General features: G+C 60.0%; 21 protein-coding genes. All 21 read right to left on the reverse strand.

Annotation, left to right across the window (positions count from 1 at the left end):
• Positions 1-852 carry a flagellin domain-containing protein gene (locus K5Y35_RS27515; RefSeq protein ID WP_123465735.1) on the reverse strand — a complete coding sequence of 284 codons (852 nt, stop codon included), beginning with the start codon at positions 850-852 and terminating at the stop codon, positions 1-3.
• A gap of 252 nt (positions 853-1104) precedes the next feature.
• Entirely contained in the window at positions 1105-1368 is a 264-nt protein-coding gene (locus K5Y35_RS27520; RefSeq protein ID WP_123465733.1) for a hypothetical protein, read from the reverse strand.
• Entirely contained in the window at positions 1365-2657 is a 1293-nt protein-coding gene (locus K5Y35_RS27525) for a motility associated factor glycosyltransferase family protein (protein ID WP_222833420.1), read from the reverse strand. Before K5Y35_RS27525 ends, K5Y35_RS27520 begins: the two co-directional genes overlap by 4 nt.
• A gap of 92 nt (positions 2658-2749) precedes the next feature.
• A complete protein-coding gene (locus tag K5Y35_RS27530; RefSeq protein ID WP_123465729.1) occupies positions 2750-3676 on the reverse strand; it encodes a ketoacyl-ACP synthase III in 927 nt (308 codons plus the stop codon).
• A 228-nt stretch (positions 3677-3904) separates the two neighbouring features.
• The gene (pseI, locus tag K5Y35_RS27535; RefSeq protein ID WP_222833421.1) at positions 3905-4957 is read right to left on the reverse strand and encodes a pseudaminic acid synthase; all 1053 of its coding nucleotides are present in this window, start codon (positions 4955-4957) and stop codon (positions 3905-3907) included.
• Positions 4954-6456 (reverse strand): UDP-2,4-diacetamido-2,4,6-trideoxy-beta-L-altropyranose hydrolase, encoded by a 1503-nt coding sequence (gene pseG, locus K5Y35_RS27540; RefSeq protein WP_222833422.1) that lies wholly within the window; start codon positions 6454-6456, stop codon positions 4954-4956. Before pseG ends, pseI begins: the two co-directional genes overlap by 4 nt.
• Complete coding sequence (gene pseF / locus K5Y35_RS27545) at positions 6453-7148, reverse strand: pseudaminic acid cytidylyltransferase (protein WP_123465723.1); 696 nt, start codon at positions 7146-7148, stop codon at positions 6453-6455. The genes pseG and pseF overlap by 4 nt, the downstream gene beginning before the upstream one ends.
• Positions 7145-7765 (reverse strand): pseudaminic acid biosynthesis-associated methylase, encoded by a 621-nt coding sequence (locus K5Y35_RS27550; RefSeq protein WP_123465721.1) that lies wholly within the window; start codon positions 7763-7765, stop codon positions 7145-7147. Before K5Y35_RS27550 ends, pseF begins: the two co-directional genes overlap by 4 nt.
• Positions 7766-7796: 31 nt before the next feature.
• Positions 7797-8954 (reverse strand): UDP-4-amino-4,6-dideoxy-N-acetyl-beta-L-altrosamine transaminase, encoded by a 1158-nt coding sequence (gene pseC, locus K5Y35_RS27555; RefSeq protein ID WP_222833423.1) that lies wholly within the window; start codon positions 8952-8954, stop codon positions 7797-7799.
• Positions 8951-9952, reverse strand: coding sequence for a UDP-N-acetylglucosamine 4,6-dehydratase (inverting) (gene pseB, locus K5Y35_RS27560; protein WP_123465717.1), 1002 nt, complete (start codon positions 9950-9952; stop codon positions 8951-8953). Before pseB ends, pseC begins: the two co-directional genes overlap by 4 nt.
• Before the next feature lie 30 nt (positions 9953-9982).
• On the reverse strand, positions 9983-12916 hold the full coding sequence (locus K5Y35_RS27565; protein ID WP_222833424.1) for a TIGR00180 family glycosyltransferase: 2934 nt from the start codon (positions 12914-12916) through the stop codon (positions 9983-9985).
• A 51-nt stretch (positions 12917-12967) separates the two neighbouring features.
• Positions 12968-13705, reverse strand: a complete 738-nt coding sequence (locus K5Y35_RS27570) for a cephalosporin hydroxylase family protein (RefSeq protein WP_047292500.1) — start codon at positions 13703-13705, stop codon at positions 12968-12970.
• Positions 13706-13722: 17 nt separating this feature from the next.
• Positions 13723-14793 carry a class I SAM-dependent methyltransferase gene (locus K5Y35_RS27575; protein WP_222833425.1) on the reverse strand — a complete coding sequence of 357 codons (1071 nt, stop codon included), beginning with the start codon at positions 14791-14793 and terminating at the stop codon, positions 13723-13725.
• Positions 14790-15641: an NAD-dependent epimerase/dehydratase family protein gene (locus K5Y35_RS27580; protein ID WP_186748315.1), complete on the reverse strand. Its 852-nt coding sequence runs from the start codon at positions 15639-15641 to the stop codon at positions 14790-14792. Before K5Y35_RS27580 ends, K5Y35_RS27575 begins: the two co-directional genes overlap by 4 nt.
• A complete protein-coding gene (locus K5Y35_RS27585) occupies positions 15638-16864 on the reverse strand; it encodes a class I SAM-dependent methyltransferase (RefSeq protein ID WP_222833426.1) in 1227 nt (408 codons plus the stop codon). The genes K5Y35_RS27580 and K5Y35_RS27585 overlap by 4 nt, the downstream gene beginning before the upstream one ends.
• A complete protein-coding gene (locus tag K5Y35_RS27590) occupies positions 16861-17421 on the reverse strand; it encodes a dTDP-4-dehydrorhamnose 3,5-epimerase family protein (RefSeq protein WP_222833427.1) in 561 nt (186 codons plus the stop codon). Before K5Y35_RS27590 ends, K5Y35_RS27585 begins: the two co-directional genes overlap by 4 nt.
• On the reverse strand, positions 17418-18500 hold the full coding sequence (gene rfbG / locus K5Y35_RS27595) for a CDP-glucose 4,6-dehydratase (protein ID WP_222833428.1): 1083 nt from the start codon (positions 18498-18500) through the stop codon (positions 17418-17420). Before rfbG ends, K5Y35_RS27590 begins: the two co-directional genes overlap by 4 nt.
• Entirely contained in the window at positions 18482-19255 is a 774-nt protein-coding gene (gene rfbF, locus K5Y35_RS27600) for a glucose-1-phosphate cytidylyltransferase (protein ID WP_123465704.1), read from the reverse strand. Before rfbF ends, rfbG begins: the two co-directional genes overlap by 19 nt.
• 247 nt (positions 19256-19502) lie before the next feature.
• Positions 19503-21473 carry a calcium-binding protein gene (locus K5Y35_RS27605; RefSeq protein ID WP_222833429.1) on the reverse strand — a complete coding sequence of 657 codons (1971 nt, stop codon included), beginning with the start codon at positions 21471-21473 and terminating at the stop codon, positions 19503-19505.
• A 182-nt stretch (positions 21474-21655) separates the two neighbouring features.
• Entirely contained in the window at positions 21656-25216 is a 3561-nt protein-coding gene (locus tag K5Y35_RS27610; protein ID WP_222833430.1) for a glycosyltransferase, read from the reverse strand.
• 96 nt (positions 25217-25312) lie between these two features.
• Complete coding sequence (locus K5Y35_RS27615; RefSeq protein ID WP_123465700.1) at positions 25313-26878, reverse strand: flagellar hook-associated protein 3; 1566 nt, start codon at positions 26876-26878, stop codon at positions 25313-25315.
• Positions 26879-26887 lie beyond the last annotated feature (9 nt).

The raw sequence follows: 26887 nt of genomic DNA on the forward strand, positions 1-26887 counted from the left end.
TTACTGAAGCAGTTTCAGTACAGCGGATGGCAGTTGGTTGGCCTGAGCCAGAACTGCGGTCGAAGCTTGTTGCAGAGTTTGTTGCTTGGTCAGCTGTGCAGTTTCAGCAGCGAAGTCGGTATCTTGTACGCGACCCAGTGCAGCACTGGCGTTTTCGTTGATGTTTTGCAGGTTGGAGATAGTGCTGGTCAGACGGTTCTGAGCAGCACCGAGGTCCGCACGGCTGGTGTTGATGGTTTTCAGAGCTTTGTCGATCGCGTCGATTGCAGCTTTGGTGCTTGCTTCAGCAGTGGTGCTGTCGGTACCGGTAACAGCGATAGTAGCCGAACCAACGCTCAGAGTTGCAGCGTCGAAGCCGCTGTTCAGAGTGATGGTGATCTGGTTGGTAGCGCCAGTGTTGGAACCAACCTGGAAGGTCATGGTGCCAGCAGTACCGTCGATCAGGTTTTTGCCGTTCAGGTTGGTCGACTTGGCGATACGAGTCAGCTCGTCCGACATGGTCGCGAATTCTTTGTTCAGAGCAGCACGGTCGTCGGTGCCGTTGGAGTCGTTTCGTGCTTGAACAGCCAGTTCACGCATACGCTGCAGAATGTTGGTCGATTCTTGCATCGCGCCTTCAGCGGTCTGAGCGATCGAGATACCGTCGTTGGCGTTTTTGATCGCCATGGTCTGACCACGGATCTGCGAAGTCATACGGGTAGCGATTTGCAGGCCGGCGGCGTCGTCTTTAGCGCTGTTGATTTTCAGGCCGGAAGACAGGCGAGTCATCGAAGTGGACAGAGCGTCGGAAGCACGGTTCAGGTTTTTCTGAACGTTCAACGATGTGACGTTAGTGTTTACTGTTAAAGCCATGACGAATTCCTCGTTGGTTGGGTACTGCGGCTTCCGGCCCTGGCAACCGCCGGGTATGGCCTAGAGAACCTTCGTAATAGTTATCGTCGGGATTGGAACTTGCTTTAGGGGATTTTCGAAAAAAATTGCCATCAGACGGCCACCCCTCGTAAATCAAGGACTTGGCGGCCGTCGACAAACGAAAAAATGGCGTCAGGAATACGCCGGAAGCTCAAGATCGGGAGCCAGAACCGACGAGTGGGGAGAAATTGTCTAAACGGACAGACTGTCCGTGATCAGTTGAGTCAATTCGTATTCGAGGTAGTCCGCCAGTGCCAGCCAGTTTTGCGCCTCCTGACATTCCAGCATCAGACTGAGAACCTGCAGCCATTGGTGTTGATTATCCGCATCCGCTTGATCGAAGGATGGTTGCAGCGCAGCGGCCAGATCAATCATCGCCAACCCTGCCTCAACGTCACGCCCCAGCCGGAACAACGTCGCACACTGCTGTGCCTGCTCGACAAACATTGCACTCATAGCGCCAACTCCGGATGAAAGGCGGTCCCGGCAATGATCGCCCCGGCCCGACTGCTGTTGTAAAAGCGCACCTGGGGATGCCCGGCGATAAAGCGCTCCAGTTCGCACAGATAGCTACGGAAGTTGAGTTGAGTCTTGATGCGTTGGCCGTGGCCATCGAGCACCCAGTGTTTCGCCGCACCGAGTTGTGGCCCCAGTTCACCGTCATTCCAGCCGGCATGGGTCTTGTCGCCCGGGAAGGCAAAGTCGGCACCGAACAGGGTGATTTCCCCGGCACCCATTTTCACCGCCAGATCCACTGCCGGATGGATCACACTGCCGCCCCCATGCAATTCACCTCTGGGGAATTGCTGGCGCAATGCCTGATAGATCGGGCTAGGTGAATAGGCTACATAGCGCGGGCCTTGCCAGGCACTCAACACTGACGGATCGACCATGGGCATATACACCAGACGAATGGCGCTCGTGCCGGCCGGCGGCAAGTGGCGCTCGGCAATGCGCTGATCGATCGTAACCACGATGTCGGGGCGAATCCCCTGTTCAAGCAACGGTCTATACGCGGTGTCGACACAGATAAACAGCGGCCGTGCCTGCTGCTCGCGGATCGTCCGCAATCGCTGGAAGTGCATTTCCAGGCTCGGCCCTGTCGCAATCACAAACACCGGCATGCCCGCGCACGTGCCGAACAGCTCGGCGACATCCGCATCGACGTGCATCAGCGTCTGACTGGCATGCAAGCGTTCGACAATGTGCGCAGCGTGCGGATCAAACTCGCGATTATTGAACGTAAGGTGCGTCTCGCTGATCAGTCGGTCGCGGATTTTCGCGTTGTAGTCGTCTGCCAGCACCAGTTCGGACGGCAAGGCAAAGAAAGGCAGGCAGATTTCCTCGCGATCACCGGCGTAGTGCAACTGGACGCGTGAATCGCCGAGCCACGGTGTTTGATCAAGCAGTTGCAGCACCAGCGAAAACACGGCGCCATTGAGGATGTGCACGTGCAATTGCGCGAGTGCCGGACGTAGCAGCAACTCGTGTTGCAGATCGCCCAAACCGGCACCGTAGACGTGTAACACCGGGCTGTCGGCTGCCAGGCTTGCGGCCTGCACCTGCGCTTCACGCATACGATCATGCCGACTGGTCAACTGAATGCCGTTGACGCTCAAGGTCGAGCCCAGTCCTTCCACCAGATCGGCCTGCAACGAGCTCGGGTCTTCGCTCAGCAGACGCGCAGCCACCGCAGGCCAGCGCTTTTCGATGATCTGGGTATTGGATTGAAAAAACTCGCTCATGGCGCCTCGCCTGACATCCGGGCAAAAAAATAGCGCTCAAGGTTACACCTTGAGCGCTTTTTTGTGCCGCGTTTTATAGAAAAACAGGTGACTCAGGGACGATAGATGATCGCCGAACCCCAAGACAAACCGACACCGAAACCGCTGATCGCAACGCGACTCCAGTCAGAATCGAGCACGTGTTTTTCCAGCAGCAACGGAACACTCGACGACACGGTATTACCGGTCTCGACCATGTCCTTGATGAACTTCTCTGGCTCGCCTTCGAAACGCCGCGCCACGGCATCGACAATCGCCGCACTGCCCTGGTGAATGCAGAACGCATCAATGTCGTCGGCCTTGAGGCCGGAATCGTCGAGCAACTCGTGCAAGTGCGCCGGGACTTTCAGCAGCGCGAAGTTGAACACCTGACGACCGTTCATGAAGAACACACCATTGCTGACCTTAAGGTGCGGAGCGCCGGAGCCGTCAGTACCGAACTTGGCTTTACCCAACGCCCAGGTCGGATCTTCGCCCATCCAGGTGGCGGTGGCGGCATCGCCGAACAGCATGGTGGTGTTGCGATCTTCCGGGTCGACGATCTTCGAATAAGGGTCAGCGGTGATCAGCAAGCCGTTCTTCAGGCCTGCGGCTTCCATGAAGCCCTTGATCGCATAGATGCCGTAGACGTAACCGGAGCAACCCAAGGAAATATCGAACGCCGCGACATTGGTCGGCAGACCGAGTTTGTCCTGCACGATCGCAGCGGTGTGCGGCAAGCCTTCTTCGTCACCGTTCTGAGTGACGACGATCAGCGCGTCGATCGACTCACGCTTCAGCTCAGGGTTGCTGGCAAACAGCGCATTGGCCGCTTCCACGCACAGATCGGAGGTTTCTTGTTCAGCGTCTTTGCGCGGCAGGAATGCCGAGCCGATCTTGCCAAGGATGAATTCTTCATCCTTCTCGAATTTTGCACCTTGTGCGTAATTGTCCACGCCGGCTACAGGAACGTAGCTCGCAATGCTTTTTATGCCAATCATTACGGCTTCCCAATAAAAAACAGCCCAAAACCACCGCTCGCAAGGATTCGAGGGGCGCCGACAAACAGAAAATGGCTGCCACAGCGGGCAACCAGAGGGGGAGCGCAAAGGGCTATCACTGGAACCGATAAAGGGCCAGGCGCCATCTCCCCGATCAATACAATACAGTGAAGATGCGCGTTATGACTCGCAGGTCACGCTATTTTGCCGAATCGGTTGCAGATCGGGTTATTCGACCAACGACCAATCCAGCGGCGTACCGCGCTTGATGGCCGTGCGAGCGCAACGACCAAGAACCGCCTCGGTGTGCTTGGGCGGCAGACCGAGACCGGGGCGAATGGCGCGCACATTGGCAGTGGTGAAGGCCTCGCCCGCCGCCATGTCGGCGGTGACGTACAGCGAACGGCGGTAGACCAGTGACTTGCGCTCGGCTTCGGTGGGACCGTATTGCACCTGGCCCATGGCTTGCCAGGCGCGCTCGGTCTCGAGCACCAGACTGGCCATTTCCGCAGGTTCCAGCGAGAAACTGGCATCCACCCCACCCGCCGAACGGTCGAGGGTGAAGTGTTTTTCCACCACCGTTGCACCGAGCGCCACGGCCGCCACCGACACGCCGACGCCCATCGAGTGGTCAGACAGCCCGACCTCGCATCCAAACAGCTCACGCAGATGCGGGATCGTGCGCACGTTGCTGTTAAGCGGTGTCGCCGGATAAGTGCTGGTGCACTTGAGCAACACCAGATCCTTGCAGCCGGCCTCGCGGGCGGCGCGCACGGTTTCATCGAGCTCTGCGATGCTGGCCATGCCGGTAGAAATAATCAGCGGCTTGCCAGTGGCGGCGACACGACGAATCAACGGCAGATCGGTATTTTCGAAACTGGCAATCTTGTAGGCCGGCACATCGAGGCTTTCGAGAAAATCCACGGCGGTGTCATCGAACGGCGTCGAGAACGCGAGCATCCCCAGTTCTTTCGCGCGGGCAAAGATCGGCGCATGCCACTCCCACGGCGTATGGGCCTTTTCATACAAATCGTAGAGCGAAGTGCCCGCCCACAGGCTGCCCGGGTCCTTGATGAAGAACTCGCCCTCGGCCAGATCCAGGGTCATGGTCTCGGCGGTGTAGGTTTGCAGTTTCAAGGCATGCGCCCCGGCCTTGGCGGCGGCCTCGACGATTTGCAGAGCAACGTCCAGCGACTGGTTATGGTTGCCGCTCATCTCGGCAATGATGAACGGCGGCGCGTCGGCACCGATCAGGCGATTGCCAATCTTGAAACTGCTCATGTGCGGTGATCCTTCAAAACACGGGTGAACGCGCAGGCACTTTGAGTGAACCCGGCGTCGCGAAAAACATTCAGTGAGGCCTGGTTGGCCGGCAACACTTGAGCGGTGATCGCGCTCATCTGCGGCCAATGAGCAGAAGCGAACGCTTCGCCCCGCGCCAACAGTGCACCGCCCCAGCCGAGACCAAAACGCCCTTGCAGCAAATACAGCGAGACCTCCGCGTCAAAACCACGCAAATCATAGCGCAGCACGCCGACTGGGCCGTCATCGCCTTCAGCGACCAACAGCAGCCGCTGAGGGTTACGCAAGCTCGCAGTCAGCCAGTCCAGATGTTGCTTCCAGTCGATAACGCCAGCGTCCAGTGACCAGCGGCGCACCGCCTCGGCATTGCGTCCGTCAAACAACAACTGCGCGTCGTCCAGCGTGGCCGGGCGCACCTTGAGCACCGCGCCCGCCAACGCCACCGCAACCCGCAGCGCGCCGCGCCCGTCGACCAATTGCCGCGAACGTTCGGCCAGGCTTTGGCGCAGATAAACATTGTCGACGACCAAGCCGATGGCTTGGCGCAATTGCTCGACGCTGACCTGCTCGCGGGCGCCCAAGAACACATGCGCGCCAGCCGCCGCCATGACTTCGCCGTTGGCATACTGATTATTCGACACAGCTATGCAGATCGTTGGCAGCCCCAGTGCCGCGCGCTCCCAACTGGTGCCACCGCCGGCGCCGACAAACAAATCGGCCTCGGTCATGCGTTGATGGAAATCGCTGACAAAACTGTGCAATCGCCAATTCGGCCGTGTCTCGGCCAGGGCCTGCATCTGTGCCCATGCCGGGTTGTCGGCGCCGGCAACGAAATCCACTTCAAGCTCGGGAAAATCCGCCAGCGCCAGCATCGCGTGATGAGTCTGCATCGCCGCGTCGAAGCCGCCGAAATTCACCAATACCCGGCGAGCCTTGGACTTGATCTCGATGGCCGGGCAAATGAACTCCTCGCGCAGCATGGCAAAACGCGGACCAAGCAATGTGTGACAACCGTCAGGCAACAGCGGCGCGTAATGCTCGCTCAGGCCGGAGAGGTTCTGATTAAGCAGCAGGTCAACGCTATAGCGCCGAGTGGCCAGATCATCCACTGCTGCAATCCGTGACGCCCAACGCCGGGCCGCCGTTTGCCAGTGATGATCGAGGCCATAGTGGTCGGCAATGATCCAGTCGAACCCTTCATGGCCGTCGAGCAATACATCCAGTGCATCAATGTCCGCTTGCCACGGCAGCATCGATTCGATGGCCTGCTGTGGATCTTCTTCGGCATAGCGTTCGGGTAATGCGAACGTCTCGAAACCTTCTTCCTGCAACGCATCAAGCCGATGCCCCGGCAAGCGCCGACAGGCAAATGCGACGTGACTGCCCTGCTTGCGCAACACCCGGGCCAGCGTCAGGCAACGGGCAATGTGACCGCTGCCGATGGTCGGCGACGCGTCCGCACGGATCAGCACTCTCATTGCACTTCCCCGCCAGCCTTGAGCGCGGCGTACAGGTATTCGGCGCGTTTCCAGTCTTCGACAGTGTCGATGTCCTGCACCAGATGCCGAGGCAGGATTACCGGCAGACTGGCAGGCGAATACAAGACCTCACCGCGCATCCATGCCTCGCGTCGGCCCCAGTAGAACTGACCGGCATCCTGGAATGCTTCAGGCAGATCCTGCGAGCGGGTATTACGAAACTCCGGATACAACGCCGTCAGCGCCCCCTGCCCGTCCAGCGTCAACGCGCGCTGCACGGGAAAACCAAAGCTGCAAACAGAAAACGCGAAGGACTTGTCGCACTGCTGCTCCAGCAATTCGAAGCCCTCACGCAGAAACCGCGCCTGTAACAACGGGGCCGTGGCATAGACGCAACAGGCGTAATCAAACGCTGGCAGTTGCTGCAAGGCATGCACGATCACCGCTGCCGTGCCGGTGAAATCATCGGCCAGATGCGCAGGACGCAAAAATGGCACCGTGGCGCCATGAACCCGCGCGAGCTCGGCGATTTCTTCGTCGTCAGTACTGACCACAACCTCGTCGAACAACCCCGAGTCCAGCACCGTTCGAATCGAACGGACAATCATCGGCACGCCATCGAACGGCGCAAGATTCTTGCGCGGGATGCGTTTGCTGCCCCCGCGGGCCGGGATGATTGCAACGTTGCTCAAGGGCGTTTTTCCAGAAGGAACCAGGTGACGTCGTCAGCAGGAAATTGTGGGTCACGGTGATACACAAAGCCGTAATCCAGCAGGTGCAGATCAGCGTAGCGATCGAGCATTTCACCGGCGAAATCGCGTTTGAACAGTTTGCCGCTGTTGCCGCGATAGGACACTTCCACCGGCGCCGGATTGTAGTACTCCGCGATCAGGATATAGCGCTGGCTGAGCTCGTACAGCTGCGCGTAGGCCTTCGGCAACAGTTCCGGGGCAAGATGAATCAACACGCCTTTGCTCAGCGTCAGATCGTAGGAGCGCTCGCAGGGAAAGTCGAACAGCGAACCGTGCCAGATCTTTGCGATGTCCAGTGCTTTGGCCTGTGCACAGGCATTGGCGTTGATCTCGACGCCGGACAACTCGCATTGCGGCAACAGTTGATGCAGCGCCTGCAAGTTGTTCCCGACATTGGTACCGAGTTCCAACAGGCTGTCGATCCGCCCCGTTCTCGCCAGCGCCTTGGCAAACAACGCCAGATTGGCCGCCACCAGCGATTGCCCGACGTTGCGCGCAACGTACTCGTTGCCGAAGTCACCCTGCCAGAATTGTTCCTGTTCACTCAGATTGCGCATTGCCATTTCCCATCCACCGCCACAGCGGTGTTCACTCAGTCAACCGTCGCAATTGCTCGACCACATAGTCCTGCTGCTGATCGCTCAGCAAAGGAAACAGCGGCAGGCTGATCGCTTCGGCGTAATAGCGCTCCGCTTCGGGGAAGTTTCCCTCGGCGAAACCCAGGTCGCGATAGTACGGCTGCAAATGCAGTGGAATATAGTGCAGATTCACCCCGACTCCGGCCGCGCGCAAGCCTTCGAAGACCTGGCGGTGGCTGAGATTGATCCGATCGGTCTGCAAGCGGATCACATACAGATGCCAGGCGGATTCAGCGAGCGGTTGGGCGCTCGGCAAGGTCACAGGCAAATATGTCAGCAAATTCGCGTAACGTGCCGCCAGCTCGCGTCGACGTGCGATGAAACCGTCCAGTTTGTGCAGTTGCGACAAACCGAGCGCGGCTTGCAAGTCGGTGATCCGATAATTGAAGCCCAGTTCCACTTGCTGGTAATACCACGGGCCGTGGCTGGCTTCAGTCATCTGCTGCGGATCGCGGGTCATGCCGTGGCTGCGCAGGCGTTGCAGGCGCTCGGCCAGTTCCGGGCGATTGGTCAAGACCATGCCGCCCTCGGCACTGGTAATGATCTTCACCGGGTGGAAGCTGAACACGGTCATCGCGGCGAATTCGCCGCACCCGACCGGCCGCCCCGCGTAGGACGCACCGACCGCATGAGAGGCGTCTTCGATCACCGTGAAGTTGTAGCGCTCGGCCAGTTGGGCAATTCTGCGCATATCGCAGCTCTGCCCGGAAAACGCCACCGCCACAAGCACTTTGGGCAGCACGCCATCGCGCTCGGCAGCGTCGAGCTTACCGGCCAGGACTTCAGCATCGAGGTTCCAGGTCAGCGGGTCGATATCGACAAAATCCACGTCGGCGCCGCAATAACGCCCGCAGTTGGCCGACGCCAGAAAAGTATTCGGCGTCGTCCACAAGCGATCGCCCGGCCCGAGTCCGGCGGCCAGGCAGGCAATGTGCAGCGCCGCCGTGGCATTGCACACCGCCACCGCATAATCGGCCTGACAGCGCTCGGCCATGGCCTGCTCGAAGCGCTCGATGGTCGGCCCTTGTGTGAGCCAGTCAGACTTCAACACCTCGACCACGGCGTCGATATCTGCCTTATCGAGGCTTTGCCGACCGTACGGAATCATACCGAGAGCTTCGCGTGCAGGTCGGCGATCTGCCCCACCGAGAGGAAATGCGGATTAGTGTCGGAACGGTATTCGAAGTCTTCGCTGACCGGCCGGCCGCGCTCACCGAGCTTGTCTTCGGCGAAATCGACGTCAACGCTGGTAAAGCGGATCGACGGCTGGATGGTGTAGTGATCGGCAAACTCCAGGGTCATCCGCGCATCGTCCAGCGGCACCATCAACTCGTGCAGCTTCTCGCCCGGACGAATGCCGACGTGCTTGTGCGGCAGGTGCTCGGCCATGCCCCGGGCCAGATCGACGATGCGAATCGACGGGATCTTCGGCACGAACACTTCGCCACCGTGCATGCGTGCAAAGCTGTCGAGGACGAACTGCACACCGTGATCGAGGGTGATCCAGAAACGTGTCATGCGTTCGTCGGTGATCGGCAGCTCTTCAGCGCCCTCGGCGATCAGTTTGCTGAAGAACGGCACCACCGAGCCACGGGAGCCGGCGACGTTGCCGTAGCGCACCACGGCAAACCGGGTCTGCTGTTCGCCGGCAATGTTATTGGCGGCGACGAACAGTTTGTCCGACAGTAACTTGGTTGCGCCGTAGAGGTTGATCGGGCTGGCGGCCTTGTCGGTGGACAGCGCAACGACTTTCTTCACGCCATTGTCGATGGCTGCGGCGATGATGTTTTCCGCGCCGTTGACGTTGGTGCGAATGCACTCGGTCGGGTTGTATTCCGCTGCCGGCACTTGCTTGAGCGCGGCGGCATGCACGACGTAGTCGATGCCGCGCATGGCCTGACGCAAACGATCGGCGTCGCGCACATCGCCAAGGAAATAGCGCATGCACGGCGCGTTGAACGTCTGCTGCATTTCGTATTGCTTGAGTTCATCCCGGGAGAACACCACCACGCGCTTGGGCTGGTATTGCTCCAGCAGGCGGCGGATGAAATTGCGCCCGAACGAGCCGGTGCCGCCGGAGATGAAAATCGATTTACCGTTGAACATGTCTTGAGTCCTGTTTCCTGATCGTCAGGCTTAGGCGAGCAACTGCGCCCAGTCGATGCTGGAGGCCTGGCCGAGGGTAAAGCCCTTGTCGGTCAGGGAAAGGTTCGGGTTGCGCGCCGCATCCTGAGCGAAACGTGCCGACCATTTGTCATGCAGCGCGGCGGCGGTTTGCGTGACTGGCGGCAACAGGCCCGGATGTTGAATCTGTGCCTGCGGGCACCACACGGTAAGGTAACCGGCATCCGCGACTTTCAGGCACAAGTCGATGTCGGCGAAGGCGCTGTCGAAATGCTCCTCGTCCAGGCCACCCACGGCGTCGAACAGCGCCTTGCGAATCATCAGGCAGGCGCCGGACACCGCCGAATAGCTCTGCTCGACCTGATTGCCGAACAGGTAACCGGCAGCGTCTTTGCTTTCACCGATAAACACCGCATTGACCTGACCATCACTGCCCAGCACCAGACCGCCCTGGGTCGTGGCGCCACGGCCGTCCACCAGTTTGACGCCCACGATACCGACTTCCGGACGCTGAGCCTGATTGAGCAATGCATCGAGCCAGTTGGCGTTGACCACCTCGGCCTCGGCCGAAAACAGCACCAGGTACTCACCTTTGGCTTCGCCACTGGCGAGGTTGTACAACGCCGACTCGCTGAGCCGCTCGCCGCTGCGCAACACGCGAATGCGATCGCCCTTGCCCTGCAGACTGTCCAGCCACTCAAGCAATTGCGGCGATTGGCTATGGTTGTCGACCAGCAGGATTTCGTGGCGCTGGTAGCGGGTTCGCTGCAACAGGCTGACCAGCGCTGTTTGCAGGTGTTCGAGATTGTCCTGGCTGTGCAGGATGATCGACACCATCGGTCGCTCGCTGTGCTGGTAGTCGATCTGCCAGGTTGACGGCAACTTCGAACTGACCTGACCACGGTAACCGCGCTGACTCAGATGCCGCGTCAGGGTCTGGCGTTCATGGGCATTTTCTTCAGCCTTCGGTGCGTTGCAGATCAGCAAAGGCTCGGCCAGATGCGCCAGACCGGCGAGGCCGCCGTCTTCGATCAGCCGCAGCAACAGGTCCAGCTCCAGCGCTTCGGTGTACTCGCTGGCAAAACCTTTGGCTTGCACCAGCGCATCACGCTGGATCAACCAGTGACGCGCCATCAGCGACGGCACGGTTTGCAGCAGGTCGAGATTCACGCCCGGGCGGAACGCGTGCGTCAGTTCGCCGCCCGGCTGGCGATGGATTTCATCCATGGCCACGGCCCGCACGCCTTCGGCACCGATGAGTTCCAGGCTGGCCCGCAACAGGCCGCTGACGGTGAACTGGTCGCCCGCCTCGGCCAGCAACAGCCAGTCGCTGCTCATTTGCGCGATGACCTGATTGATCCGCTCCACATAGTTGGAGGCGCTGACTTTGACGAAGTGCACGGTGTCGCGCACGGTGGTCGTGGCCGGCAGTTCGCCAGTGGTGAACACCACCACTTTGAAAGCCTTGTATTGACCGCCGACCAGGCTGTCGAACGTTGCCTGAAGCTTGACCATGTCGGCGTCCAGGTCCAGCAACAGAATGCCTACCTGCGGTCCGCCATTGTGCTTGGCCAGATGGCGGGCGATGGTCGGCAATTGCGCCGCGTGCGGATTACGTGCCTCCAGCCATTGCAGCAGCCGCCCGCTCGGCATGTTCTCGAACAACTTGCGGTCGGCCTGCCCCGGCACCGAGTTCAGACGCTGCAGCCACGCTTGCAGCTTCAGCCCTTCTTCATGCTCATCGCTGCCCAGCAACGACTCGGCAAGACGCTTGACCACTTCACGGTTGAACAGGTTGAGGGTCAGCGCTTCCCAGAGCCGTGCGCGAATCGTGCGCTCGTCGTCGTTAGGGTGCAGGCGCATCAGCTCATGCTGACGCAGCAGCACGCCTTCGAGCTCCTGCAACTGCACGCGACCGGCCGGCATGGCGTGTAGCAGGAATTCGAATTCGGTCAGTAAATCGAACATCGGCTTGTTGTAGAACGGCATTTCCACGAACTGCTCGGGAGCGAAAGAACGTACCGGTTCCTTATCGCATTCAATCCACGCCGAACGGAAAATCGGTGCGCCCGCCAGCGAAACACCCTTGAGCAAACAATTGGCCATCTGGGCAAAGGTGTTCAGCGCAATCTGCTTGATCGCGGCCGGATCCTGGTCGCTGAGCGGGGTCTTGATCGTTGCCAGAAACTCAGCGAACTGCTCACGCTCTGCCACGGTTTTCGCGTCCTGATAAGCAAGGACGGTCAGCACGTTGGTGTTGTGATCCGAATTGCCATAGTTCACTTCACGCACGGCAAACGGAATCGGAAGAATGCGCGCCTTGGCACAGGCCAGCAGATAGAACGAGTGACCGATTTCCTGCCACTCGAAGCTGGTACCTGGCGGTAACTGGCTGTACCACTGTTGCAGCAGATCAGTGCGGGTCACGGCATAGAACGGCGGCAGAAACTGCCCCATGAAGTCCATGACCCGGGTTTCAGCGTCTGGCGAGTCGTAGTCTTCCTGCACGCGCTTGTCGCGGCGGTAATAGGTGACTTCGTTGGCACGGGTCAGGTACATCATCCCGTAGCCATGGCACACACCGTAATCGGTGTTGGCGTGCAGGAATTCGACCGACGCAGTCAGCGCGTCGTGAATCAGGAAGTCATCGTCGGCAGCGAACACCATATAAGGCGTCTTGACCTGCGCGACACCCCAGGTCAATTTGTCCTGCAAGCCCTTGTAGGTGTACTGCGGCAAATGCCGGTAGTCGACCGACGGAAAATCCACCGCGATGCGGTCGTCGCACTGCACGGACGAATCCAGCACCAGCACCCTGGCCGGGTAACTGCTGTAGTACTGCAAGGTACGACGCAGGAAGGCACTGCGGTTGTGGGTGATGACCACCACCGTGAACAGCTCGTCCAGCGGTGTCACATTGGCTTGAGTACTGCTTTGAACCTGCATTTTCCTATCCCCACAACCGGCCAGTCGCCTGAAGTCTGAAACTGTTTTTGATTAACGAACGCGACGCAGATAGCCGTCCGGCGCCACGGTGATCAGCAGTTTGTTTTGCAGCTGCTGGTCGATCTCGAAATCCTGGTTCTCTTCCAGGTATTTCCACACCGCGGTTTTCGGGTTGTCGCCCGGGCCCCATGGACGGTCCGGGAAGAAATCGGCCGGCATGTCTTCAACCACGGTGTCCATGACCACGCAGTAGCTGTCGACCGACACCAGCGGTGCGTACAAACGCAGCTCTTCCAGCACATGATCGTGGGTGTGGTTGGAGTCGAGGACCAGAATGACTTTCTTGCCCTTGGCGGCGGCTTGAACCTGTGCAGCGATGGCCGGATCGATGCTCGAACCTTCGATCATCTTGATGCGCTTGGCCATCGGGTGGCTTTCGATCGCTTCACGGTTGTGCGGGCGAATGTCGAGGTCGATGCCCAGCACTTCGCCGTGGCCTTGCAGCTCCAGCAACGAGGCGTAGTAGATGATCGAACCGCCGTGGGCGATGCCGCACTCGATGACCAGATCCGGCTTGACCTGCCAGATGATCTCCTGCATCGCCATCATGTCTTGCGGCAACTGGATGATCGGGCGGCCCATCCACGAGAAGTGGTAGCTGTACTTGTGTTTGGCCGATTCGTTGAAGAAATCACGGGCCAGGCCCGTCAGCTTCTGGTCGTCACCCTGTTGGGCGATCTGCTCGCGGCACTCGGCTTCGAAGGCTTTGTTGATGCTGTTGTCGGTCATTTTAATAATCTCAAGGGTCACTGAAACGAAGCGCTGTCGACGGCGTGATAGACGTAGCGTCCACCGGTCATCCGCTTGATCTCTTCGAGGTAATTGGAATTCATCACAAACAGGTGGGCGCCTTCGGGCAGCGCGTCCATCGCTTCTTGGGGCGAGGACACCCGCGCGCCGCTCAGTGGCAGATAACGCCCCTGTTTGGCCGGGTTGATATCCACCACACGGTCTACGGCCACACCGGCGCGCTGCAGGAACAGCGAATAGATCACGCCCTTGGACGAGGCGCCCCAGATCGCCGAACCCTGCTCGGGGGCAGACTGAATGATCTGCACGGCACGATCGAGGCTGGCGGTGAACCCGTCCGGCAGCGTCAGGCGTGGCACCGGTTGTTCCGGGGTCAGGCGTAACGTCGACAGGTCGGCGACGATGTACAGGTACTGGCCACCGAACAGGTGGCCGGCCTCGTGCACGGTGCCGAACATCCGGCGCAGGTCATCGAGGCGGAAATAATTGACGTGTTCGTAGAACAGGTCGAACCAGGCCTTGTGCTCGAGGATCCAGTCAAAGCACGGTACTTCGATGTAGATCTGCCCGCCCTGATTGGCTTCGGCGATCACCGACAGAAAGCTCACCGGGTCTTCGATGTGTTCCAGCACATGGCGCAGCACGATGGCGTCCGCCGCCAGGCCAAGGCCACGGGTGAACGGCGCCTTGATCACGTCGGCGTTGTCGCCTTCGTAAGCCGGGTCGATGCCGGTGATCGAATAGCCGAGGCCCTTGAGCAACTCCAGAAAGTAGCCTTTGCCACAGCCCACTTCGATCAGTTCCTGACCCTTGAAGTGTTTAGCGATGATGCCTTCGACATCGCGCAGGTGCTGCTGGAACTGGCCGGAATGCGCCTGCTCGTTCTGGTAGTCGGCGTCATAGCTGAGCTTGTCGGCATCGAACGCAGCGTTGAAGATCAGACCGCTGCGCTCATCCTGCACCAGCAGCATGTCGGCGCTGGCCGAGGCTTTCGCCGACGCCGGGTCGGCGAAGGTGCGGTTCTGCAACACCGGCAGGTCGGTGACCCGATACAACTCGTGCCTCATTGCGGCTCTCCCAGTAGCTGTTGCAAACGCTCGGTCACCGCCCAGAACGCCATCGGTTCGTGGGTCGGGTAAGGGTAGTGACCGAGGTTCAGATTCAACGCCGCGCCGCGTTCGCGCAGGCGTTCTTCGACCAATGAACGCACCGACACCGGTTGGCCACTGGCGCAATTGATCACACCGTCGAAGTCGCGCTGCTGCAGGATCGCGGCGAGGTAAGCGGTTGCGGTGGCAATCGGCAAAAAGTCACGCAGTTGCTCACCGCCAGACATGTTGAACGACGCGTCTGCGGCATCAATCGCCCGGTCCAGCGCTGCGAGCAAACTGTTGGGGTTCTGCCCTTCGCCATGCAGATAAAACAGGCGCGCCCACTGTAGGGTGAACGGCATTTCCTGCTGCAGGTTTTGCAAAAACAGGTGCAGCGTGTGTTTGGCCAGACCGTAAGGATTGCTCGGCTGGGGCTCGACGCTTTCGCTGAGCGGGCCGCTTTGCAGGCCGTACTCGAAGCAGGTGCCGGTGACCAACACTTGCCGCACACCCGCCTCGACCGCGCCTTTGATAAAGCGGTAGTCGGCCATCAGGTTGTGCTCGAAGTGGAACAGCGCCCGATAGTTCGGCAGGCCCGGCCAGGCCAGATGCGCGAGTACGTCGATGCCCTCGGTCAGCGCGGCGACATCGAGTTCGGCGGCGTGAATATCCGCCGCAACGAACTCGACGTCATTGATCCACGGCATGCCTTGTGCGGTTTCTACATTGCGCGCCACGGCACGAACGGCGTCGCCACGAGCAAGCAACGCCGCCACCAGATGCCGGCCGACGAAGCCCGTAGCCCCGGTTACCAGGACTTTCACAGGACTTTCAACTCAGGCACGGCGATCACGAAGCGCCCGTCCCATTGCCGCACCTGAGCCAGTTGCTGACTGACTTCGTGCAACAGGTTCCATGGCAGCACCAGCACGTAATCCGGTTTCTCGATGTCGATCTGTGCCGGCGCGACAATCGGGATGCGGCTACCCGGCAGGAACTTGCCCTGCTTGTGCGGGTTGGCATCGGCGACCCAGGCCAGCAGGTCGGGTTTGACCCCGGCGTAGTTGAGCAAGGTGTTACCCTTGGCGGCGGCGCCATAGCCGACCACACGCTTGCCGTCGGCCCTGGCCTGCAACAGAAAGCGCAGCAAGTCATGCTTGATGCGCTCAGCGGCGGGGGCGAGGGTCGCGTAGTAGCCGGCGGTTTTCACCCCGGCCTCCAGCTCGGCTTGCAGCTGTTGTTGCACCGCCGGCTGCACCGCACGACGCTGGCCGTCCTTGCGCTGCACGAACACCCGCAGCGATCCGCCGTGCGTGCTCAACTGACTGACGTCGAACACTTCCAGGCCATTGCGTTCACACAGGGTCTGCACGGCGGTCAGCGACAGGTACGAATAGTGTTCGTGATACAGCGTGTCGAACTGCGCGCCAGCCATCAGCGTCAGCAGTTGCGGGAATTCGAACGTCGCTACGCCGGTTGGCTTGAGCAGCGTCGCGAAACCGCCGAGGAAATCGTTGATATCCGGCACATGGGCGAGCACGTTATTGGCGGCCATCAGGTCGGTGCCCCAACCTTCGCTGCGCAGCTGTGCAGCCGTCTCACGACCGAAGAACAGTTCACGAATCTCCAGGCCCTTTTCCCGTGCTGCTTGCGCGGTGCTGCGGGTCGGCTCGACGCCGAGGCACGGGATGCCACGACCCGCGACGTACTGCAGCAGGTAACCGTCGTTGGCCGCGACTTCAACCACGCGACTGTCGCCCGTCAGGCCAAAGCGCTCGACCATCTCGGCGACATAACGCTCGGCGTGGGCCAGCCAAGTGCTGGAGAACGAACTGAAGTAGGCGTACTCGGCGTCGAACAGACTGTCGGCGCGGGTGTAATCCTCGGTCTGCACCAGCCAGCATTGCTGGCACACGGCAACCTTCAACGGCACCCATTGCTCGGCCTGTTCCAGGCGATCGGCGTGCACGTAGGCGTTGGACGGTGGCGAGGTGCCGAGGTCGATCAGCGGCAGGCTCAGCGGTGCGGCGCACCCACGGCAGTTCATAGACGCACTCCAGCAAAGTGTTGATCGAGCGCGGGATGGCTGGAATCACGCGCTGACAAATTATTGACAGGCAACGGCCAGGCGATCGCCAGCCGTGGATCGTTCACCGACAAGCCGCCCTCGTGCTCCGGCGCGTAATCAGCGCTGTGCAGGTAAAGCAGTTCGGCGTCGGCTGTCAGCGCCTGGAAACCGTGGGCGAACCCGGCCGGAATCAGCAGGCTGCGACCGTCGCCAGCCTTGAGGTGCTCGGCGTGCCAGTGCAGAAAAGTCTCGGAGTCCGGGCGCAGATCCACCGCCACGTCCCACACTTCACCGCGCAGACAGGTGATCAGTTTGGCTTCCGGCGCATTGGCATTCTGATAATGCAGACCGCGCACACTGCCCTGCTCGCGGGTGCAGGAATGGTTGATCTGGCGGATATGAAATTCGCGGCCGAACGCGCTCAGGCTGCCCTCGCAGAACAGCCGGGCGAAGTGCCCGCGCTGATCTGCGAAACGCTTGTGCTGGACGCTGAACAGTCCGGCCAGCGGCAATGCCTTCAGGGAAAACTCGCTCACAGCGCGCCTCGGTACAGGTTCAGTTGGCCAAGGGTCACGGCGCGCATGTCATCACCGTTCTGCCATGCCAGATGCCAGTCGAGGGTCTGGGTCAGGCACTGCTGCAACGTCCAGCGCGGCTGCCAGCCCAGTACTTGGCGGGCGCGGCTGCTGTCCAGGCGCAGCAGGCCGGCTTCGTGCAATTCGCTTTTTTCGATGCGCAGACCGCGCGCCTGCGGCCAGCGGTTGGCGAGCAGTTCGACTACTTCACCGACGCTGCACATGTCCGCCTCGCCCGGGCCGAAGTTCCATGCCCCGGCGTATTCCGGGCCTTGTTCGTAGAGGCCGGCAGCCAGTTGCAGGTAACCGGCCAGCGGCTCCAGCGCGTGCTGCCACGGGCGCACGGCTTGCGGATAACGCAGGGTCACCGGCTCGTCTGCCGTCCAGGCTCTGAGCACATCGGGAATCAGGCGTTCAGGGGCGAAATCACCGCCACCGAGGACGTTGCCGGCGCGCGCGGTGGCCAGGGCCAGACCGTGCTCGGCGTACTTGTCGGCCGGGAAAAACGAGGCCGCGTAAGACTGCGCCAACAGTTCGCAGCAAGCCTTGCTGCTGCTGTAAGGATCATGCCCGCCGAGGGCTTCGTCTTCGCGGTATGGCCACAACCATTCCTTGTTGGCGTAGACCTTGTCGGTGGTCACCAGCACGCAGGCGCGCACGCAACCGACCTGACGAATCGCTTCGAGCAGGTTCAACGTGCCCATGACGTTGCTGGAATAGGTGCCGAGCGGGTCGCGATAACCTTCGCGCACCAGTGGCTGCGCGGCCAGGTGCAGAACGATCTCCGGCTCGGTGTCGGCGATGATTTCCAGCAAGGCGCCAAGATCACGCAGATCGCCGCGCTGATCGTTGATGCCTTCGTGGACGCGTGCCAGCTCGAACAGGCTCGGTTCGGTCGACGGATCAAGGGCAAAACCGCTGACTTGTGCGCCGAGGCTTTGCAGCCACAGGGTCAGCCAACTGCCCTTGAAACCGGTGTGACCGGTAACCAGTACGCGCTTGCCGCGCCAGAAATCCGCACTCAGGCCCATTGCTTCCATGGGGCCTCCCCGTTCTGCCACAGCGCTTCGAGATGGTTCTTGTCGCGCAGGGTGTCCATCGGATGCCAGAACCCTTCGTGCTCGAAGGCTTTCAACTGTTCGTCCGCAGCCAGCCGCGCCAACGGCTCGGCTTCCCAAGTGGTGGAATCATCGGCTATGTACGGCAGCACTTTAGGCGACAGCACGAAGAACCCGCCATTGATCCAGCCACCGTCACCGCGCGGCTTTTCGGTGAAACCAAGCACCTGATCGCCTTGCCGCTCGAGGGCACCGTAACGGCCGGGCGGCTGCACGGCGGTGACGGTCGCCAGACGACCGTGGGCTTTGTGGTAATCGACGAGCTGAGCGATATTGATGTCGGAAACGCCGTCGCCGTAGGTGAAGCAGAACGCTTCTTCATCTTGCAGATAACGCGCAGCACGCAGCAGACGGCCACCAGTCATGGTTTCCTCGCCGGTGTCGATCAGAGTGACGCTCCACGGCTCGCTGTAGTTCTGGTGCACGTCCATGCGGTTTTCGCGCATGTTGAAGGTGACGTCGGAGGTGTGCAGGAAGTAGTTGGCGAAGAAGTCCTTGATCGCGTAGCCCTTGTAGCCCAGGCAGATCACGAAGTCGTGGATTCCGTGGGCGGAATACTGCTTCATGATGTGCCAGAGAATTGGCTTGCCGCCGATCTCGATCATCGGCTTGGGCTTGAGGTGCGACTCTTCACTGATGCGCGTGCCGAGGCCACCCGCCAAAATAACTGCCTTCATCGTCTCCCCTCTTGTTCTTCACCGGGTTCGACCCGCGTTTGCAGGCCTTCTGGCTAAACCTTTGCCTGACTGGGCGCGGCAAAATAGCTGCGAGCGCTCGTTTTATGGCGATTTGCGAGGGTCTTGCAGGAAACGCGCCAGCTCGATGGACGCTGCGTCGGCAGTGCGACGGGCATAAAAAAGGGACGAATCCAACAGTGGACTCATCCCTTCATCGCGCGACCTTCAAGCTGAAGGCGTCAAAGGATCAACCAAATAGGGCGAACGCATCACCGGTGGCCGGCAGATCGTAGATCATGCCGTCGGCCGTCTGGATATGCTCGATGGTGTTGCCCTGCGCGTACCAGTTTTCCAGCTTCACGCCACTGGCTGGAACGCCGCTACTGCCATCATTGGCACTGTGCAAATAGGCGTCCTTGCCCACCCGAGTGACACTCAACTGGCTGGCATTGGCAATGGTGTTCAACACCAGCGTGTCGTTAAGACTGCTGCCATATTCCTGAATGGTCACCAAACCCGTGGAGTTCACGACATAGGTGTCATCACCCGCACCGCCACGCGCCTGACCACCCGTGCCCTGGCTGCCCACGAGATTCAGGATCAGAAGGTCATCACCGTTGCCTGCGGACAACGTGTAATAGCTGCCGGTACCGGTCAGAACATCATTGCCATCGCCGCCGTCAGCATTGCCCCGATTGACCGTGATAGTGTCATTTCCCTCATCGCCGCTGGCAAAAGTAGCCAGGTCGTTGGCAGTGCTGACGATAACGTCATCACCCTCGCCCCCCAAAAGCATATCTCTCTGCGCGGCCGCGCCGTCGAGACCGGATGCCAACCCGCCATAAATGTGATCGGCCCCTTCGCCACCGCGAACGAAATCGTCGCCGGCACCCCCTTCCAGATAATTGCCATTCGAATCCCCATCCAGCCAATCATCAAACTGACTGCCGCGCAGGCCTTCGATATCGTAGAACGTGTCACCCAAGGCAATACCGGTGTGTGAACCCCACGCCAGATTGATGTTTACCCCGGCATCACTGTCGTCATAACTGACAATGTCGACCCCTGCACTACCGTAAAAGGCATCACTGCCCGCACCACCCGACAACACGTCATTGCCGGCGCCGCCGGTCAGCATGTTGTCACCGGCATTGCCATGGCCGGTGAAGTCACCTGTACCGGTATAAGTCATGCGTTCGATGAACGGATCCATGGTCATCACTGACAGACTGGTATACAGCTCGTCCACACCACCACTCTCTATTTCGGAAATGGTCACACCGGCACTGTTTATGGTGTAGACATCATTGCCCTGACCACCGTCAACTGTTACGCCACCAAGGTCGATCGTGAAATGATCGTCCAGCGCAGAGCCGACGATTTTTTCCACATTGCTGACCAGACCACCGATGCGCAGCTCAACACTGACAGCCTCCAATGAATCCCAATAGTTCAGAACGTCGTAGCCATCGCCGCCATCGAACGCTTGTCCGGCTTCCTTGCAGAACAGCACATCGTCAAAGCCTGAACCCTGAATGGCTTCGATTCCGGTGAACGTATCACCGTTGGCGAAACCGGTAGACATCCAGCCTTGCGCCAGATCAATGAACACGCCTTCACTACTGTCGGCGTAGCTGACCGTGTCAACACCCTCACCACCGATAAAGTGATCCGCGCCGCCCCCCCCGAACAGCAGGTCATTGCCGGCACCACCAATAATCAGATTGTCACTGGCATTTCCATAACCGGTGAAATCGCCGGTGCCGGTAAAGGTCATTTTTTCAACGGACGCGTCCATCTGCATGTTGTTGAGCGTCGTGCGGAGTTCGTCATATCCACCACTAACTCCTTCAACGATTTTCACGTCATCGCTGCCAATGATGTAGATGTCATTGCCGTCCTGACCATCCAGAGTCATTCCAGCAATATTGCCAACGAAGGTATCGTCGAATTGAGTGCCCATGACGCCTTCAATTTCGATCAACGTATCGCCTTCAGCTTCACCACCATGAGCGATCACCGACCCCTCCTGAAACTCGATACTGATCGCTGCGGCAGAACCACGGTAATCGACCCAGTCAAAGCCCTCACCGCCATTCAGCAGATCAGCCCCTTCCCCCCCATAGAGGAAATCCCCGGACTCCAGCCCGTAGAGTTCGTCATTGTCAGGAGTACCGATGAGGTAGTCTGCTTCACTCGTTCCATTTATCACTGCCATGTGCTCCTTCCTTGTGTTGTTGTTAAATACTGTCCCAGGAGCGAGGCGCTCCTCAGTTGAGTGGGCACGTATTTGAAATCTATCGACCGATAGCACCAAAGACTGAGATCAAGACCTCCAAAAAAAAAAACGCCGGCAACCGTGAGGTCACCTGCGTTTTTTTTGTGCCCGCCGAATTCAGATCAATCCGGCAACCAGCCCCACAACCAGTGATTAAGGTTGTCACCGCGTAACATGAAATCACGGTGCACCGCTTCCTTCAGTTCGTCGCCCATGCGGTAGCTGGCGTCCGGGTCGGCGAGATGCATGCGGATCGCCTGCAGCCATTCTGCGGTGCTGTTGCTATAGACCTTGGTGCACGGCAGATGGCCACGATAGGCCTCGGTGTCGGTGCAGATCACCGGGTAGCCGCAGGCGCCGTATTCGAGCAGACGCAGGTTACTCTTGCAGTCGTTGAAGATGTGAAACTCCAGCGGTGCAAGGGCCAGGTCGAGGTTCAGGCTGGCCAGTTTGAACGGGTAGCTTTGCAAGCTGATGGCCGAGTGGAATTCGTGGATATAGGGACGCAATTCCTCCGGGCACATGCCGAAGAATACCCACTCCACTTCGTTCGCCAGTTCACGCACCACATCGGCAATGATCTCCAGATCACCGGTGTGGCTGGTGCCGCCACCCCAGCCGACTCGAGGTTTGCTGGAGGTGCGTCGACGACTGGTCAGCGTTGCCCACGGTTCCGGTGACAGCATGTTCGGCACAATGCGGATGTCGCTGTGCATGCTCGATAATGCATCCGCCAGCGGCTGCGTCGTCACCACCACGCGATCGCACAGGGCAATGCCCTCGCGCAGCATCTGCTCGGTGTTGACCGGCTTGTTGCGGGCATGGGTATTTTTCTTCGGTGCACTGACCACGTAGTCGTCGAGCTCGAAAATCCGCAGCGCACTGGAGTACTTTTTAATGCGCAGAATGTCGCTGACCGCACCTTCGCTGTAACGGCATTGCAGGATGATCGAGTCAGGCGCCAGACGCTCGATCTCGACCGTCGACGGCGACTCGTAGGCCCAGCGTCCGAGTGCCCGACCACTGCTTTCCAGCTCGGCCAAGGGTCCGGTCACGCGATAGTGGCCGACGGCCGAACTGTTTACCGGCAAGCCGAGGATCAGCGGCAACGCCCGACTGCAAAACGGGTTCCAGTTATTGCGCAGGGACGGTTCCAGACTGAAGCTCGACACGCCGAGACTGAGCGACGGGCTGTACGCCGGATCCTTGATGATTTTACTCATCCACTGCCGATGGAACGCCTCTTCCTCCTGTTCAGGCAGGATCACCGGCGCAGCCTCTGTCAGCGGCGCGATCACTACACTGGCGTAAGGCGTCCAGACCACCAGATAGCCTTCCTTGCCTGCACGCAGACACAGGTCGACATCACTCAAGCCACGGGTGTAAGTCACCTCATCGAACTGGCCAAGCTCCTCGAAAACCTGCTTGCGCAGCATCAGGCACTGACTGCTGACCGCGCTCCAGTTCTGCGTCACATGTAAACGCTGCATGTAACCGCGGCTGCTGGCCGCCTCGCCGGCAAAGGGCGCACCGACCGGCCCGGCCAGGCCCAGAATCAGGCCCGCGCTGACGATAGCCCCCTCGGGGCTGAGCAACCGCGCACCGACCACGGCGACTTCCGGACGCTGGGCATGATTGAGTAACTCATCGAGCCAGTCGCGTTCACAGATGACCGCTTGCGCGTCAAGCAACAGCAGATATTCGCCACGGGACTGCTCGGCGGCGAAGTTGCGGATCGCGGCAGGATTGTTGTCACCGGCGTAACGCAACACCCGCAACATCGACGCCCCGAGCTGGGCCATGGCGCTCAGCCATTCGAGCATCTGCGAATCAGTGACACCGGCATCGACGATGAGAATTTCGTAAAGGGTATAAGCCGTGCGCTCGATCAGGCTCTCGGTGCAGCGCTGCAAGGCGTGCAGCGAATCACCGGCCTGAATGATGATCGACACCTGGGGGCGCGCCGCATGCCGATAGTCGATGCGGTTGATCAGGGGCAATTCGTCATGACGCATGCGGTGATCGACCCCGATCCGCTGCAGATGCGCCGTCACGACGGCCGCGTTGTAGTCGATGACTGGCGGCAGCGACAGCCATTGCGCGTAGGTCAGGCTCGATTCCACCTGGACCTCGGCAATGTGCTCGATGGTTTGCGGACCGGCCTCTTCCACCAGGCGCCAGAGCAAATCATGCGGTGCCAGTTCGCCATGGACCGGATCAAATCCACCCAGCGCCATGAAACGCTGACGCTCGAACGCCAGCGCTCGCCCCACATACGGATAGGCGCGCATCAGATCGAGGTTGAAGTCAGGCTTGAACACTGGTTCGGTCGATTCGCCGTCGACTTGCGCGCCTTCGTCGCTGTAGGCGCACAACAAGCCCGGCGTGCCGGCGATACGCTCGGCCAGAATCAGCAGCGCCGAATCACGCAGGGTGTCGCCGGCCTGCAACAGGTAAAACCAGTGGGTGCCTTCCAGTTGCGGGATCACCACGTTGAGCTGTTGTGCCCAATCGGCCTGAAACGGCAACTGCAGCGTGCGCTCATCAGCCTCGCACTGCGCATCCGACAGCACCACCACCGCCTGCGCCGGATAGAGTTGCGCCTTGATGCTCTGCAACGTCGTGGCCAGCGCAGCACTGTCGCCAGCGTTGTCGATCACAATCGGCACGATCTGCGGACGCATCGGCCAACTGGCAATGCGTTGCGGCATCAGCCGTTGCTCGACCTCGCTGAAGCGGCGAATCGACAACCACTCACGATAGAAGTCGGCGTAACTTTCGCTTTCGGCACCGACACGACCACTGACCACCGTGTTGCGGTTGCCGAGGATGCGCGTTACGCACAACTCCTGCCAGGCGTGCGGCAAGTCACCGGTATTGGCCAGATCAATGTAACGCACCCAGCCGGCGGCGGGCGCCGCTTCACCACTGCGGGCGGCGAGCATTTGCTTGAGCCAGTCCCATTCCACCTTGGCGGCCTTGAGCATTTCCGGGGTCTTGCTCAGACGCTCCGGATACAGGCGCTCGGTGCTCAGCACAGTGCTGAGCGAGACAAAATTGCCACGACGCATCAAGCACACGAACAAGGCAAAATCGAGCGTGGCGACGAAACCGGCGCCCTCCTGAATCAAGGCCGGCAGCAGTTCCAGCACATCGGCGCGACGCATCAGTGCCGCACTGAAATTACCGACGAAGTTCAGCGGCGTCGATTCGAAGATCGCCAGCATGTCATCGCCTTTGAACAAGGCATCATTCGGGCTGAAACGGCAGTTCTCGACCCGCGGCGGCAAAAGGAAGTTGCCGGCGTCGCTGAGCATGCGCAGGGCGAACACCAGATTGGCATCGGCATGCTCGATCAGTGCCTGCGCCTGTAACGCGATGCTTGGTGCAAACAGCCGATCGTCATCGCATAACACCTTGATGAACTCGCCCCGTGCCGCTTCGACGCAGCGCAGCAGGTTCTTCTGCAAGCCAAGTCGCTGCGGATTGCGCAGGTAACGGATCGGATGAGCCGGCTCGGCAAACGACTCGACGATCTCACGAATCCGTTCATCGGCCGAGTCATCGCATATGACGATCTCGACGTTTTCGTACGTCTGCGCGAGCGCACTCATCAGCGCCTGATCGAAGAAGCGCGGGTTGAAGGCGGGGATGACGATACTGACGAGGGGGTGTTGATTCACGGCGGGAAACTCTCGAGCGGCGGGTCCCTGCCCTCTTCAGGCAGGAACCCCGTAACCGCTTAGGAAAAGACGGTTGGCAGCTCGACAGGCACAGACTCAGATCTTGTTGAACAAGCCCAGTTGCGCAATCTTGCTGAAGGCCAGTTGCGAAGCCTGCAACATGGTTTGCTGCAGGGTCAGACGGGTCATGACTTCGGCCGGATCGGAATCGCGGATCGACGATTGTGTCTGTGCGTTGGCCAGTACCAGCGACTGATTGGTATCGCTCTGGGTCATCAGCGACGAGCCACGACCACCGACCGAACTGATCGCGCTGGACAGCTGATCGGTACCGCTGGCGAGGTTGCCCAGACCGGAAGCCAGACCGGCCTGCAACTGCTGGATCGCCAGGGCATTGCCGTTGGTTGGCGTGTTGAGCACGTTTTTCAACTGGTTCACGCTGTCCAGAATGTTCTGGGTTTCGTGCGTGTTGACGGCAATGCTGAACTGATCGTTGGCCGCCGGCGTACCGCTGATGTTGAAGCTCACACCCGATGCAGTGGCGACGCCGGCGACCACGGTGCCGCTCGACACCGGTTTGCTGTCGGCAGTCAACGGCGCTGCGTACAGATCGAAGGCAGTAGCACTGGTAAATTTCATCACCGCCGAACCGGTCGGGAAACTGGCCTTGTAGTCCGTGGAGTTGGTCACGCTGCTGCCGGTGATCTGCGCCGACGACGGGTTACCCGGGCTGCGGGTACCGGTGAAGGTGTCAGGCTTGGCCGCGAGGGTGAACGTATGACCTGGCAGAACGGTGCCCGGTACGTCGCCCGCTTGCAGGTTGATGTTCAGCGTCAGGTCTACGCCGCGAAAGCTCACCGTTTGACCAGCCGTGCTTGCTGGATCAAACGCGCCACCCTGGCTGGCTTCGGCAGTGACATCGTTACCGGCCGAGTCCGTGATTTTCAGTTGAGTGCCGCTGACAAACGACACGCTATACGGTTCGCCACTGCGGAACTTGCTGTTGTAACTGACATTCGACGACACCTGACCGTTGGACAGCACCACACGGTTGTCATTGACCGCCGGTGCCGTCATGGTGACTTGGCTGCGGCTGGTGTTGACGGCTTGCTGGAAGGCTTCCCAGCCAGTGGTGTTGGTGGCCATTTTCATGTTGTCGCCAATGGCCAGGTCGAGGGTCACCTGATCGCCGTTGTAGGCGTAGGTGCCATCGTCATTGCGCGTGAACGGCACGGTGTCGCCCTTGGAGCCGGCGAAAATGTATTTGCCGTTCTCGTCCTTGCTGTTCATCAGGCTGAGCAGTTGCTCTTCGATCTGACCGAGCTCGGAGGCAGTCGCCTGGCGGTCGGAGTCCGTGTAACCGGCGTTGCCGGCACTCACGGCCAGCTCTTTGGCACGCTGCAGCACGTTGTTGATGCTGGTCATCACCGCTTCAGCGGTACCCAGAGTGCCTTTGATCGTGGTGGCGTTGGCTTCGTACTGATCGAGCATCGAAGCCTGCTGACCCAATTGCAGCAGGCGCGAGGCACCCACCGGATCGTCTGCCGCGGTGTTGACGCGAACCAGGCTGCTCGCCTCTTCGCTGCTCTTGACCACGTTGGCGAAGTTTTTCTGGTAGTTGGCTGCCGAGGACTCGTAAAACTGGCCAGTAGAAATGCGCATGGTTTACGA

The organism is Pseudomonas sp. SC3(2021) (assembly GCF_019856535.1).
Classification (GTDB): domain Bacteria; phylum Pseudomonadota; class Gammaproteobacteria; order Pseudomonadales; family Pseudomonadaceae; genus Aquipseudomonas; species Aquipseudomonas monsensis.